This is a genomic window from Deltaproteobacteria bacterium (assembly GCA_019309045.1).
In the GTDB taxonomy this organism is placed as follows: domain Bacteria; phylum Desulfobacterota; class Syntrophobacteria; order BM002; family BM002; genus JAFDGZ01.
This window is the reverse complement of sequence record JAFDGZ010000001.1, coordinates 55,620-69,271: the sequence shown is the minus strand read 5'-3', so window position 1 is coordinate 69,271 and position 13,652 is coordinate 55,620. Positions and strand designations below refer to the sequence as shown.

15 protein-coding genes are annotated in these 13,652 nt (G+C 54.0%); 4 read left to right on the top strand and 11 right to left on the bottom strand.

What is annotated here, in order from left to right; genetic code table 11:
• Positions 1-21 precede the first annotated feature (21 nt).
• Entirely contained in the window at positions 22-798 is a 777-nt protein-coding gene (locus tag JRI89_00295) for an enoyl-CoA hydratase/isomerase family protein (protein MBW2069669.1), read from the bottom strand.
• A gap of 208 nt (positions 799-1,006) precedes the next feature.
• Between JRI89_00295 and JRI89_00290 the strand changes: the two genes are divergently transcribed.
• Positions 1,007-1,954: an NAD(P)-dependent oxidoreductase gene (locus tag JRI89_00290; protein ID MBW2069668.1), complete on the top strand. Its 948-nt coding sequence runs from the start codon at positions 1,007-1,009 to the stop codon at positions 1,952-1,954.
• Positions 1,955-1,971: 17 nt separating this feature from the next.
• On the opposite strand, the gene manA is transcribed toward JRI89_00290, so the two are convergent.
• Positions 1,972-3,168 carry a mannose-6-phosphate isomerase, class I gene (manA, locus tag JRI89_00285; protein MBW2069667.1) on the bottom strand — a complete coding sequence of 399 codons (1,197 nt, stop codon included), beginning with the start codon at positions 3,166-3,168 and terminating at the stop codon, positions 1,972-1,974.
• 158 nt (positions 3,169-3,326) lie between these two features.
• On the opposite strand from manA, the gene JRI89_00280 reads away from it, so the two are divergent.
• Positions 3,327-4,145, top strand: coding sequence for a hypothetical protein (locus tag JRI89_00280; GenBank protein ID MBW2069666.1), 819 nt, complete (start codon positions 3,327-3,329; stop codon positions 4,143-4,145).
• A gap of 24 nt (positions 4,146-4,169) precedes the next feature.
• Here the strand turns inward: JRI89_00280 and JRI89_00275 are convergent, their stop codons facing one another.
• Entirely contained in the window at positions 4,170-5,126 is a 957-nt protein-coding gene (locus tag JRI89_00275) for a DMT family transporter (GenBank protein MBW2069665.1), read from the bottom strand.
• 310 nt (positions 5,127-5,436) lie between these two features.
• Between JRI89_00275 and JRI89_00270 the strand changes: the two genes are divergently transcribed.
• On the top strand, positions 5,437-5,916 hold the full coding sequence (locus tag JRI89_00270; protein MBW2069664.1) for an NAD(P)H-dependent oxidoreductase: 480 nt from the start codon (positions 5,437-5,439) through the stop codon (positions 5,914-5,916).
• A 248-nt stretch (positions 5,917-6,164) separates the two neighbouring features.
• Here the strand turns inward: JRI89_00270 and JRI89_00265 are convergent, their stop codons facing one another.
• The 7 genes from JRI89_00265 to JRI89_00235 form a co-directional block, all read right to left on the bottom strand.
• On the bottom strand, positions 6,165-6,398 hold the full coding sequence (locus JRI89_00265) for an Lrp/AsnC ligand binding domain-containing protein (protein MBW2069663.1): 234 nt from the start codon (positions 6,396-6,398) through the stop codon (positions 6,165-6,167).
• A 61-nt stretch (positions 6,399-6,459) separates the two neighbouring features.
• Positions 6,460-6,873, bottom strand: coding sequence for a hypothetical protein (locus tag JRI89_00260; GenBank protein MBW2069662.1), 414 nt, complete (start codon positions 6,871-6,873; stop codon positions 6,460-6,462).
• 126 nt (positions 6,874-6,999) lie between these two features.
• Positions 7,000-7,542: an FHA domain-containing protein gene (locus tag JRI89_00255; protein MBW2069661.1), complete on the bottom strand. Its 543-nt coding sequence runs from the start codon at positions 7,540-7,542 to the stop codon at positions 7,000-7,002.
• 426 nt (positions 7,543-7,968) lie between these two features.
• Positions 7,969-8,676 carry a hypothetical protein gene (locus JRI89_00250; protein ID MBW2069660.1) on the bottom strand — a complete coding sequence of 236 codons (708 nt, stop codon included), beginning with the start codon at positions 8,674-8,676 and terminating at the stop codon, positions 7,969-7,971.
• A gap of 384 nt (positions 8,677-9,060) precedes the next feature.
• Entirely contained in the window at positions 9,061-9,642 is a 582-nt protein-coding gene (locus tag JRI89_00245; GenBank protein MBW2069659.1) for an acyloxyacyl hydrolase, read from the bottom strand.
• 487 nt (positions 9,643-10,129) lie between these two features.
• Positions 10,130-10,531: a PilZ domain-containing protein gene (locus JRI89_00240; GenBank protein ID MBW2069658.1), complete on the bottom strand. Its 402-nt coding sequence runs from the start codon at positions 10,529-10,531 to the stop codon at positions 10,130-10,132.
• Between the two features lie 380 nt (positions 10,532-10,911).
• Positions 10,912-11,925: a hydrogenase expression protein gene (locus tag JRI89_00235; GenBank protein MBW2069657.1), complete on the bottom strand. Its 1,014-nt coding sequence runs from the start codon at positions 11,923-11,925 to the stop codon at positions 10,912-10,914.
• Between the two features lie 370 nt (positions 11,926-12,295).
• Between JRI89_00235 and JRI89_00230 the strand changes: the two genes are divergently transcribed.
• A complete protein-coding gene (locus JRI89_00230) occupies positions 12,296-12,928 on the top strand; it encodes an MBL fold metallo-hydrolase (GenBank protein MBW2069656.1) in 633 nt (210 codons plus the stop codon).
• A gap of 78 nt (positions 12,929-13,006) precedes the next feature.
• Here JRI89_00230 and JRI89_00225 read toward each other — a convergent pair whose 3' ends face one another.
• Entirely contained in the window at positions 13,007-13,546 is a 540-nt protein-coding gene (locus tag JRI89_00225) for a nitroreductase family protein (protein ID MBW2069655.1), read from the bottom strand.
• Between the last annotated feature and the right edge of the window lie 106 nt (positions 13,547-13,652).

Genomic DNA, 13,652 nt, shown 5'->3' with positions numbered 1-13,652 from the left:
GTCAGTTGCTCTTGCTGCAGATCAACGGCCCTTCCAGACGGGCTTTCTTTTTTCCTGAAAAGCTTGCAGACCTTCCATGGCGTCTTCTGTGACACAGAGGCCGGCAAAAAGTTCGCTCATGTAGTCGACGGCCTTGTGATAGGGAAGATCCTCGAGGGCATAGATGCCTACCTTGCCAATCTGCAAGGCGAGAGGGCTCTTGGCCGCCAGTTTGTTGGCCAGGTCAGTAGTGGCTTCTTCGAGCTTGTCGGCAGGAACCACCTTGTTCACCAGTCCAAGCTTTTCTGCTTCGGCAGCTGAGATTATGTCTCCGCCCAGCACCATTTCCAGGGTCTTTCTGCGACCTACCAGCCTGGCCAGGGGCACGGCCGGCCCCAGACAGATAAGGCCCACATTGATGGCAGTGGTTCCTATCTTGGCATCTTCTGCGGCCACAGCCAGATCGCAGGCAAAGACCAGCCCGGCGCCGTTGGCTATGGCATATCCCTTGACCTCAGCAATGACCGGCTTTTTCATTCCGGCTATAGTGTGATTGTGTTCATCCATCAGCTTGATGAATTCTCGATAGTCGCCGTGGTTCTTGTCCTTGAATTCAGCCAGCGAAATGCCAGTGGAGAAATGCTTGCCCGCAGCTCCTATGATGACAACGCGCACTTCCGGGTTCTGGTCCAGCTCTCTGAGAGCATCATTGAGCTCACGGGCAAAAGGTACATTGAAGGTGTTCATTTCCTCTGGTCGATTGAGGGTTATGCGGCCGATGTGGTCCTGAACGTCTACCAGCACATTGGTGTAAGCCATGGCTGCCTCCTTTTGCTGCTGATTATCCCTGGTAAAATTATAGTGTTTCAGCTTAGCAAGCTATGTGGAGTGCTGTCAATGGGAACTGCGAACAGACTGGATTTGCTTCCCGAAGAAGGAAAGTGGTCGCTGCTGCCTGCGATGAAAGAGTTGCGGTCTTTTTGCCGGTTGACAAGAGCACCACTCTAAGTGTATCCAGTCAGTTGTCATGAATACTGCCAGCAGCAAAACTCTGCGCTTCGGTACGGATGCACCTCTTGGCTGGATTGGCACGGGAATTGTGGGTCTTTCCATGTGCAGCCATCTGCTGAGATACGGCCACCGCCTGACCGTGTTCAATCGCACCAGGGCAAAGGCGCAGCCTCTCCTCGATAAGGGAGCTTCCTGGGCGGAATCGCCCCGGGAGGTGGCGGCCAATTCTACTGTCGTCTTTACCATGGTGGGTTTTCCCGAGGATGTCAGGCAGGTCTACCTTGAAGAACACGGCATTCTCTCGGGAGCGCGGCCTGGCAGTATTGTGGTAGACATGACCACCAGCACACCATCGCTTGCCAGAGAGATTTACCGGAGAGCGCAGGCCGCCGGCGTACAGGCAGTAGATGCGCCTGTATCGGGCGGTGATGTGGGCGCCAGGGAAGCTGCCCTTTCCATAATGGTGGGTGGGGACCGGGAGGCGGTGGAAGCCATCAGGCCTCTGCTCGCTGTGATGGGAAAACAGGTTGTCCATCAGGGCGGCCCCGGAGCAGGTCAGCACACCAAGATGTGCAATCAGATAGTCATTGCCGGAACCATGATTGGAGTGTGCGAGAGTCTGCTCTACGGCTACAAGGCGGGTCTCGATCTGGAAAAAATGCTGCGTTCTGTGAGCAGCGGCGCTGCCGCCTGCGGCATGCTGACGAATCTGGCGCCGCGCATCCTGCGTCGAGACTTTGATCCCGGTTTTTTTGTGGACCACTTTGTCAAGGATATGGCCATTGCCCTGGAAGAGGCCAGACGCCTCCAACTCTCCTTGCCGGGCCTGGCTCTGGTCCAGCAGCTCTATCTGGCAGTAAAGGCCCAGGGCCACGGCAAGCTTGGCACCCAGGCCCTCATCCTGGCGCTAGAGCAGCTCTGCAGTACAGAGATATCCAGCCCTCCAGCCACACCAGGCGGGTGATGCCCGAAAAGTCCCGGCTAGATGGGCACGGTTGCCCGGTAGATTTCCGCCCTCCCCTTCAGGTGATACTCCTTGACCACAGCTGGCACCAGAACGGATCGGCCTCGGAGAAGATGAATTTTCTTGCCGCTGTCCATAGCGGTAAGCCACGCGTCTCCTGCAGTGCAGATGAGGATTTCCACGCTGCGATTGGCTCTGCTGCTGAAGGGGCTCTCCTGGCTGACGGAAATTACGGCCAGAGAGAATTCTTCCGCAGGGGTCTCATAAAGCTTTTCTCCTGAAGGGAGCTGTCGGGGGGTGAGGATTGCCAGCTTTTTTTCACGGAAGCTCAGCACCGTGAGAAGCTCCGCCACATCCACGTGTTTTCTGGTGAGGCCGCCCCGCAAGACGTTGTCGGAGTTGGCCATCAATTCGATGCCGGTTCCTTGCAGATAGGCGTGCAGATCCCCGGCAGCCAGATACATGGCTTCTCCCGGCTGCAAGCAAATTAGATTGAGAAACAGGGGAGCTATGACTCCTATGTCCTGGGGATAGTCCTGCAACAGCTTTGTGACCCAGTAAAACTCTGGAACCTTCCTGTCAAGCTCCTTCACTGCTTCGCTGATCTCTGCCACAACCGAAAGCCTTTGTTGACTGCTCATGGTGAGCAAGTCCTCGAGAAACCGGCGCAATCCTTGCTGATCAGGTTGCTGCTGCAACCGTTGCACTGCCGGTTGCAGTCCGGCTATGTCCAGAATGTGCAGCCACCTGAGCGTCTCTGGGATGGGACGAAAGCCGTTCAAGCCCCAGAAGTCTGTGAGGGCACAGATGATCTCCGGCTTGTGGTTGCTGTCTTTGTAATTGCGTTCTGGTGCGTCCAGGGGGATTCCTCGGCTATTTTCCCTGGCAAACCCCTCTTCTGCCTGGACTTTGTTGGGATGAGCTTGCAGAGACAGCGGTCTGGCAGCGGCAAGGACTTTGAACAAGAATGGCAGCTGCCCGGCGAATTTCTGGGCAGTGCGCGGACCCAGAATTTCTTCTGGATACTCCTGTATCAGCTCCGGCAGAGGCCGCCAACTCCCTTGCCAGAGAATTCTGGATGGCGCCCGCGGATGTGCCCCCATCCATAGTTCCGCCTGCGGCGAAGGGGAGGGCGTCGGCTGACCGAGCAACTCGGCGATGGCGGTGGTAGAACCCCAGTCATATTCCTGGATGGGGTTCTGCAGCAATTCAATCGTGGGCCCGGTCATGCGCAGTTCCTTGCAGATCTGTCATTGCTGGCATCCTCATAAATTTGCAGCCAGCATGTTATTCGCTTCTCAGATTGCTTCGCCTATCATACAATGAAAATGATGACTGACAACAGCAATTATCTGCCGAGGAGGAGGCCATCGTGTCATTCAAAGAGAATCTCAAGGCCAAGATCAGCCTGGATAGGCTTGTGCAAGCGATCAACAGCTCCATCAGGGAAGGCCCGAGTCAGAGGCGGGTTGACAAGGATCTCATGAGGAAACTGTTGGCCATGTCGCAGTTCAAGCAGGAGAAAGCCAGAGACCTGGAACTTTACGTTCGCATCGGGGAGGCTGAACAGCCAGAGGTGCTCGTCCTCGACAACGAGCTGGCCATCTATCGCACTTCCATTGACGATGTTGCCCTGCGCAAGAGCCCGGACTGGAAGGAGATGTTCAGCATCAGCAACATCAAGAAAATACTCAACGACAAAGATGTCATTGCCAGCAAGGGCAAAGAGTCTCTCAAACGGGTGTACAACAATGTTTTTTCTCTCCTGGACCTGACCTATGGCCAGCAGGACATTGCCGAGCTCGTTGCAGAGGCATCCAGGGCTCTGGAGCAGCAGGACATGGAGCAAATCCAGGAGTCCTTTGATCTGTTTTTTGAATTGCTGCGCTATCAGGCGGTAAATCTATCTTTTGTCCCCGGGGATACTCAGACGTTTGCCAGGGTCAAAGGCAATGGCATGCCCCAGACAGCATTCGAGGACTTGTTATTGTTCAAAGAAGAGGGATTCTGGCTTGGCTTGCTGCGAGGTACATTCTCTCCGCAGCAGCCTGCGAGCCAGGAGCGCATTCTTGCTTGCGCCAGGCGAGATGAGTCAGCTGACTTTGAAGGTGCAGAGGTTTTTGACTATCTGGGAAAGTTGGCTCTGCAAGAGGTGGATAGGAAAATAACGCCCCTAGAACTCTGGGGCTGAAGCTGGCAAAGAACCGCTACCCGCCTAGTTGCGGTGAGTCTTTTCGGAGTGCTCCGGAGTAGGCTTCTCACTGCAGTCCTCCCTGCAGCAAAGGGATGGAGAGCGCCAGAGCTGCGCCACCAGCATCCCCGAGAGCATGAGGCCGCAGCCGAGCATGGCCCTGAGGCTGAGGGTTTCACCCAGGATAAGCCAGCCTGCCAGGGCGGCAAAAACAGCTTCCAGGCTGAGGATTATGGCGGCATGAGTGGGTGGGGCCACACGCTGGGCCACAACCTGCAGGGTATAGGCAATGCCAACAGACATGACGCCGCCATAGAGAATTGGCACGGTGGCTGCCAGCAGGCCACTCAGGAGGATCTCTTCTGTAAAGCAGGCAACCAGGAGACTCAGAGTGGAACAGACGATGTACTGGGCACAGGCGAGGCGAATGCCATTTACCCGTGGGGACAACCAGCCGATTATCAACATGTGGGCAGCCCACATGAAGGCACCTGCCACTTCCCAGGCATCTCCCGGAGCAAGAGTGAACTGCTCGCTCACACTGAGCAAATAGAGGCCTGCGGCGGCCAAAATGGCGCCGGTCCAGTCCCCCCAGCCAGGCCATTGTCTCCAGATCATACCCAGCAATGGCACGATCACCACGTAGAGCCCGGTGATGAAGCCAGCCTTGCCAGCTGTGGTATACAGCAGCCCCACCTGCTGCAAGGTGGCACCAGCAAAAAGCGCTATTCCTGCCAGGGCTCCTCCCAGAAGAGTCTGCCTGGTGGTGAAGCTCGGCAGCAGCTCTGCGGGCATCTTGGCGGCAGGGCTCTGGCGCAGGGCCAGCGGCATCAGAGTGAGAGCACCGAGAGCAAAGCGCACGCCATTGAAAGTAAGGGGGCCCACGTGATCCATGCCCACTCTCTGGGCCACAAAGGCTCCTCCCCAGATGATCGCGGTGAGCATCAGCAGGGAGTCAGCTTTATAGGTTCTCACATCCATACGAAGGCTGCGGGGGAGCCGCCGAGAGCATGGCTGCCTCGGCCTAGTTGTCTTCTCGTTCCCTGGTCAACAAAGAGGGCTGTCTTGCCAGGGCTGCCACCTGTCGACTAAAATGGCGATGATCTTAGCACTTGGCCGTGAGAGACACCAGTGTTTTTCTTGTTGGCAGCCGGATGCTTGCCGGTTGAAAGGCGGGGCGCAGTATTTTATATTGGCGGCAGCGGCTGGGGGGGATATTCTTGCAGGCGGTTGACGGAAAGAGTGCTCAGATAAGCCAACTGCCCAACTGAGGCTAGGGAAGGAGATGGATATGCAGATACTGGTCCTGTACTACTCGCGAAGCGGCAATACCAGGAAGCTGGCCGAGGCCATTGCCGAGGGGGTGGCCTCTGTTGATGGCGTGCAGCCTTTGCTGAGATCCACCGAGGAGGTCAGCGAGGACGATTTTGTGGGTTCAGCCGGGGTGATTGCCGGCTCTCCCGTGTATTTTGGCGTGATGGCTGCTGAACTCAAAAAAATCTTTGATGATTTTGTAGGCGTGCGCAAGAAGATGGAGAACAAGGTAGGTGCTGCCTTTGCCACCGGTGGGGACGCCTCGGGAGGCAAGGAGACCACCATGCTTTCCATCATTCAGGCCATGCTCATCTACGGCATGATAATCGTGGGCGACCCCATGAGTGCCACCGGCCATTATGGGGTGGCCTGCCTGGGCGCCCCGGACGCAAGCGCTCGGCAGAACGGAGAGAAACTGGGGGCGCGGGTGGCTGCACTGGCAAAGCAGCTGCAGTGAGGCGCTCCTCCACAGGAGTCAAAGTCGCCTCTCCGGGCGCAAACCATTTAATATGACCCATCGACAAACGGCCCCGCCAGAGTTGCCCTGCCGCTGCCAGGAAGTTTTCCAGGCAGCGGCTCGCAGGTCTGTGTCAGGCCGGGGCTGCAGCTGGGAGCAGCTTCTCAGGCCAACCTGATGCTGGCCCATTGCTCTGATTGGGGTGGCTTGCTCTCGGAGCAACCTGCAACGCCCTGTGAACAGCTACATCATACTGGCAGACAAAACATGGTCTGGGTTTCTCGAATGTCGTCGATGACCCTGATCTTGTCATAGACGAGCGCCAGCAGAGCGCTGTCGTCGGCAGCGTCGACCTCGGCAACTATGTCATAGAGTCCAGCCACCAGGTAGACATTTCCCACTCCAGCGATTTCCTTGACCTTGGTGGCGACCTCCCGGTCTGCTCCGGGTTCGGCAGTAATGAGCACGAATGCTTTGGCCATGACGTATCCCTCCTTTTGCAATATGGGCAAATACTATCGAGGATTAGAATGAGAAAAGAGCTTATTCAGTTGAGGATTTCTTCTCCTTGACTGGTTCGGCTGTACTTGTCGTGGGCCGGAGATATGGAGGCAGCTGATCCAGATGGACGTCTTCGATGGTGAACTTGGGAGTTCTTTTTCTGATGGCATGCCGGTAGCCGTCTTTCAGCCCCCGGTAGAAGCTGATGGGCACTTTGCCTTCTTTCTTGAGGGCCTCCCGCCTCTGAACCGCATACTTGCCGTAGGTGAGTGTGGGGTCTGCAGCCCTGGCTGCGGGTTCCTCCTGGTACCCCATGACATAGCCGGCCCGGTAGCTGTTGTTTTCGGCAGCGTGGGCCGGGACCGCCACACACCACATGCCTGCAGCCAGGATGCTGCAGGCTACAATCAAAAGTTGCAAAATATTCCTGGCATTCATCTGTTTTTCGGTTTTCATGGTGGTCCTCTCAAATCCAACTTCACTTGCGTCTGCTGCTGGCCCGGCACAAGCGGCCACCGCCGCTGCCACATTGCTGGCAGCCGGATGAAGTTTCTGCTTGCGAAACGCTATGATGCCCCCCCCTCACATTCGCAGACTCCTCAGGAGTTCATAAAAGCCTCTGGGAGAGTAGTAAATCAGCACATAATCGGGGCCGAAGCTGATTTCGTCGTGGTCCTTTACCGGATGTTTTTCGAAGGGGTGGATTTTTTCTCCATTTACAAAAGTGCCATTTGAAGAAAACATGTCCACCAGTTCGTAGTCTCTCTCCTCCGAAGTGGGGGTAAAATTGGCATGCGACTTCGACACCGAAGAACTGGGCAGCACAATGTCATTAGTGGGTGCTCTGCCCACAAAAATGTCTTCGCCCAAAGACCCCGGTTTTTTCTTCAGGGGGAATACCTTGGCGCCGCCCATGTCCAGGGCAGCAAGATCTTCTACCAGCTTGCCTACGGGGGCGTCCGCCTCCAGAACCATTGTGCCGGACATGAGGGAGTCGGACTGGTGGGGGAAAACCCCAACTTTTTCAACAAGTACCGGGTGGTTGTGGTGCGCAATAAATTCCCGTCCGCTCATACCGCTAGCCAGCTCCACATATTCGGCAATTGTCTTTTCACTCTGTTCCATTGAAAGCTGCTCTCTTCCACACCACTCAGACAAATTTACCCCTGCATGCGCTAGCCATCCATCTATTATAGGTCAAAAATGCGAAAATGGAACCGTATTATTCGAGCGAAAACGGGACATCCATAACCATAAAATTATAAGATTCTTCTCAGGGCAGTAGATATCGAGCCTGCCGAGGTTTTGTCTCAAACTGTTCTTGCTGCTGTCTGCGGGGACGAGGCGCCGGTTTTAGGGCGCAGGGCGATAAATAACACTTTCTTGCGCAAGAAGACCTGCGGGCATGAGTGCCGCCTGCGGCAGGACTGGCAGATATTGAGAAGCAATAAATATCTCTTGTGACTAATATCCCCTACTATAGAGATGATCAATACGTATTGATGGATTGAGTTATTGAATTATAAAAGAGCGTCCCGGCGCCTCTCTGCCTCAAAATAATGGAACGACAACAACTCCCTTTTTTTGACTGAAAAAATCCTCCAGTTTGATTTCTCTTTGGACGATGTGCTCTGTATCCCTGTTAAAACAGCCGCAGGTAAAAAGACATCCTTCATTATCTGCCGAGGGTTCATCGACCCTTTCTATCTTTACCGGCCCGACGCCTTTAGCCAACCATAGTTTTTCAGTGTAATGGGAACTGGGACTATCTTCCACCAGTAACACCAGAACCAGGGTGTCCTTGAAGGTCCCGGCAGGGACTGCTACTGTCTCTTTGCCGGATAGAGTTGCTGTGAAAGTTATTTGATCTGAATCGATCACTCCAGCCGGAACAGTGGAAACCACAGAGTCGCCAATTTGCATTTCCGCCGAAAATAATTTAACCGGAGTTGCGGAAACATCTATAGTGCCGCCATCATTGTACAGGGCGACGGCCAAAAGGCCCTCAGGGCCGAGATAAAGATAAAGGTGGTTCCCACAAAGATCCTCACAGAAAGTAGCCCCCAGTATCGTCTTGCGAGCATTATATTGGCCAAATTTCTGCATACTTGAACTGAAGGTCATGATCTCATTATCAAAAATCAGTAGGTTGCCAGCTGTTATCGGCCAGTAGTCCGCCATCTGAAAAGCAAAAGCTGAACTCAAAGACAAAAATTGGAAGCAGACAATGTATACAGCACAAAATAGCCATCTTTTCATCTTTCCTTTCTCCTTGTTCGAGTCCACCCTCTTTTCTCCAGCTCATGGAATCTGATGCTTTACTGGTATATCGAATATAACTGCTGCGCAAATGGCCTTTTGTCTTCTAGCAGCAGGCATGCCAGCTGTCAACTGCTCGCCCTCGCTCGTGTTCTAGTTGCTCCTTCAGGCGCAAGGGGCGGATAACTACAGTCAGTCAGGATCGGCCGGGGCCTTGTTCTGGCCTTTCTCTGGCATCGGCTGGCAAACCGCTGGCACGCCCAAAGCCAGGATGAAGCAAGAAGCCAACTTTACAGAGAAACCCTGTAACATTGCTCTCCAGATTGACAGAGGCCAAAGGTTAATCTGGCCCCGTTTTCCCAGATGGACAGTAAAAGCAGGGCACTAGAATGAATACCGGACGCCAAAGGCCAGGGCATTCGAGGCCCCGGTTACGCCGTGAAACAGGCCAAAGGCCCCTGAACGATGATGAATGCGGACAAGCAGGCTCCAGCGTTCGGAGTCAGGCAGAGAAAAAGCCAGTTCGAGCATCAGATATTTTAGAAATTTGGCTGCAGGGTCATGATTTTCTTTTTCTACTTTGGGAGTCTCAGTGGCATAAGACAATCCGCCGCCAAAGGCAAAACTGGTATCGAGGTAGCTATCCCAGGGAAACAGCAGCCAGCGAACTGCGACAAGACCATTGAATTCCCAGTTGCTTTGAGCAGCAAAATGTTTGACACTCTGCCCCTCAACCTCCCAATCGATCATATTTTCCCAGGTTGCGACTTTTCTGGTAAGTGCCAGGGCCAGCAGATAAGAGTCCTCAAATCCCTGGTGGGCAATGGTGGCATTGTTAAGCTCGCCTTCCAGCAATACGCCTCCATAGAGAGCTAAGGCCCAGTCACCAGCACTCGCCCTGTCACTGCAGCTCAGAAAAATGCTCAAGATCCAGAGGAGCCAGAGCAGTGGTTGTTTCTTATTCATGTCGCTGACAAAAGGAGCACGTCTCCTTTTGACTCCTGTCCCGGTCTTGCCTGGCATGGCTCATATGAAGTGGACTGACGCCTGCTAATCGGCGTCTGCCATCATATCATGAACTGTGGGTGGAGAGGAGGGCTCGTGTTTCTCTACCGAAAAGACCGGCAAGGCTTTTGCCAGGAAGGCTGCTATAGCAGAGTATAGTAGTATGCTACCTGGCTGGGCATCTGCCTGTTGCAAAACAGCAGAGCGAGAGATCGATGAGTAGTGGCAGAAAATAGAAACCTTTCGAGACACATGGGCAGATATCAGTGCCGCTGTCATTTTCAGCATAGCTTGCTGCCAATCAGCAGGGAGCATCCACCGAATGGTCTCTGCTGCACCGGGGCGGCCAAGAGTGCCATGATTAGATGGCCGCACTATACAGAGAATCCCTGGCAGCAATAGTCCTCAGAGCGGCAACTGCCAGCGACAGCTTTGACGAGACTTCTTACTACAGGGTATTTTTCTTATAGCTGAAATATTTGAGAATTGCCTGACCCACATGGGTCTTCAGGTAGCCTGCCTGCCGGTTTGAGTTGCCTGAGGTGCTGTTTTCAGCCAATACCTCCTGGATCTTGTCTTTGTGGCTGCTGCCCACGTTCATGAAACGCAGGACCATGCCCCAACTGTTGTCATATTTGTTTCGAGTGCGCATGACCACTGAACTGTCCAGGCATATATCCTGTTTTGTCCGAGGATTGGTGATTTTCAGGGAAAACGTGGTGCCCGAGATGTGGGGAACTTTGGTGACCACAAAGCAACCTTTCTCTGAAAAGCGGCTGCCGAGGGCTTTTATCTTCTTTCCCCCTTTGTTGTAGAAGACCGGCAGCTGTATTGCTTTTCTATCATCCATGGTTCTCTCCCCTCTGTGGTGCGCAGAAACCACTTCGATCTTGCTAGTGCTCTGCCTGAGTGAATATTGAATTCAGCTTGTTTCCTGTGACATGACGGCAACAAGAAGAGCAAGAGAAATGCCAGATTGTAACTGCTTGAAACTGCAGGGAAATCGAGAAAATGAATGATATATAAAAGTATACCATAGAGGGGAACGTTGAGAAGAAAGTGCTCTGTTGGATACAGAATTGTTGCTGAGCAGTGGCTGCAGTCCCAGACAACGGCGCACAAGAAAGCAGATTGCTGCTAATGCCCATGGGGAGAAACTTTTCCAGGAGGTGCAAGCAAGGATTCTGCCGGAAAAAAGTGGCAATCTGGGGATACATGGCCGGCATCATTTCAGGCAAAGAGTTTGACAATTTCATCCACGTCGAACAAAGGCAGGGGTGTGATTTTGCCGTCTTGTTTTCGCAAGGTCATGCCATTTTCTCTGGGCACCATCGTGCCGATCACTGCTGCAGGAACGGTGTGCTTCTGGTAGTGACTGAGGAGGCGCGCAGCATTCTCCTCTGCAAGAGTAAGCAGGAGTGCGCCGGAAGATATGGCGCCCAGAGGGTCTATGTTGAAATGCCTGCAGAGGGCAGCCGTCTCCGGCAGTATCTGGATCGCCTTCTCGTCCACCACCACGCCACAGCGGGAGGCCAGGCAAATCTCTCGAATTGCCGTAATGACCCCTCCTTCTGTGGGATCGTGCATTGCATGGACGGCAAAGCCGCGGGCCATGGCTGCCTGGGCCACAATGCTGATGCCGGGCTCGAAGAGAAATCTCTGGCACCTTTCTGTGGTTTCTCTGCCAAAGGCAGCTGTTACTTGCCTGGCCTTTTCCCTGGCAATAATAGCTGTTGCTTCTATGGCTGCTGTCTTGACCAGGACGAGGGCATCTCCGGGCTGAGCATCCGCGGAGCGGCACAACTCTTCTGGGGCCACCTCGCCAATCATCTGACCGGCCACCAGGGGAGTGGTCACCGTGGGACTTATTTCAGTATGACCGCCAATCCACAAGATGCCCAGCTGCTGGCAGGCCTGTTCAATTTCCATAAAGAGCTTTTTTATATCGTCCAGGCTCGTGGGGCCATGCGGCAGGACAACAGAGGCAGAAAAGTAACGAGGCGTCCCCCCGCATGCTGCTATATCATTGGCGTTTACCCAGACCGCATACCAGCCACACTGGTCCGTGGCAAAGGTGATGGGATCCGTACTGACCACCAGATAGCGGCCATGGAAGTCGACCACGGCCGCGTCTTCTCCAATTGCCGGGCCCAGCAGGATGTTAGGATCAGAAGAGGTATGTTGCAACAGCTCGTCCAAGGTCTCTGCTCTGAGTTTTCCTGCGGGAAGGGTCTGAGAGGTCATACTTGCTCCAATGAACAGTCTTGATCCAGGAGGCAATCAAGATCGCCCAACATCCGAAGACACTGTCAGGAATTGTTGTGAGAGTCTTGCCCATTCTAGCCCGCAAGGACCGGAAGTCAAGCTTTGCTCTCAGAACAGCAGCATGGGCTCTGATGTCAGAAAAGCCTGCATATTCGGCTCAACGAGAGAGAGTAAAGAGAGTGCGGCAGCTTTTTCAGCTGAGTGAATTGCAGATCAGAGGTGAACTTTTCAGATGAAGGGCTGGGTTTGCTCTACAATTTTAATTGCTGCACAGTTATAATAAAAATTTATGCTCGATAATTTGGGCAGCGTTCGAATTACAAACAAAGAAAGCGAAAGGGAAACAGAGATGATCATTGAACAGGTACAGGTGGGAAATTTTGCAGTTTTTGCCTATATTGTGGGCTGCGAAAAGAGTGGCGAGGGAATTGTTGTCGATCCAGCTGACGAGGTGCAACGCCTTCTGGAGATAGCAAAAGACAGAGGAATCAAAAAGATAAAATACATTGTCAATACTCACTGCCACGCCGACCATACCGGCGGCAACCGGTTGATGAAAGAGCTCACTGGGGCTCGCATAGTCATCCACTCGGCAGATGCGCAACGGTTGGCCAATCCGTCACCCTTCATACTCCAGATGTTTCGCTGCGAGGCTTCGCCGCCTCCTGACAGGACCGTGGAAGAAGGAGAAACTATTGAGTTCGGCGAGCAACAACTCTCGGTGCTGCACACCCCGGGGCACACCCCCGGCGGCATGTGTCTCCTGACAGACGGCCGGGTTTTTACCGGTGATACTCTGTTTGTGGGAGGCATCGGCCGCACTGATCTGCCCGGCGGCTCAATGGAGCTGCTCATCAACTCTATCAAGGAGAAGCTCATGACCTTGCCAGAGGAGACCGTGGTGCTGCCCGGCCACAATTATGGCCCTGCGCCCACCTCTACCATAGGCGAGGAGAGGAGATATAACCCCTTTGTCAGGTAGTGTTCCTAGCGGGCGCTGAGCTGCGTCAAAGATGCGAGCGCTCTTGGTGGCTGTTGCCGACGGCCGCGCCCTTCTAGCTCAGAACCTCTCGTGGTGCACAAAGTCGCTGATCTCGCGACGCTTGGGCGCTTTGGATTCCGCAGCAGGATAACCCAGGGGAATCATGGTTACCACCTCGTATCCTGCAGGCACATCCAGCAGACTTGCAGCCTTGTCGTGGTCGAAGAGGCCCACTACTACCGTACCCAGGCCAACACTGTGAGCCATAAGGCAGAGATTCTGGGTGGCGATGCCGAGGTCGTACATGAACCAGTCGCCGAACTTGGTGGTTACCTCCCCCTTGTAGTAGCCGGATGTTTTCAACCTGGCACACAGGACGAGCACCAGCGGCGCCTCCACCATACCTTTGGCAGCTGGATTTCCTTTGCCGAGGGTTTCTCTGAGCTGCTGTTTGAGTTCAGGTTTTTGTACCACAATGATTTCCCAGCACTGGGTATTGGCCCAGGATGGCGCCCACTGCACGGCTTCCAATATGTGCTGTAGATCATCCTGCGGAATCTCTTTACTTTGAAAACGCCGTATACTCCTTCGTGCTTTGATCAGTGCAAGAAGCTCCATGTTCGCCCTCCTGTCTCCCCGGGATGTATGCCTGGACACATTGTAAGTTGTTGCCTCTGCTGGTCCCTTTCCTACATGTATTGGCACAATTGCCTGCAGACCATAC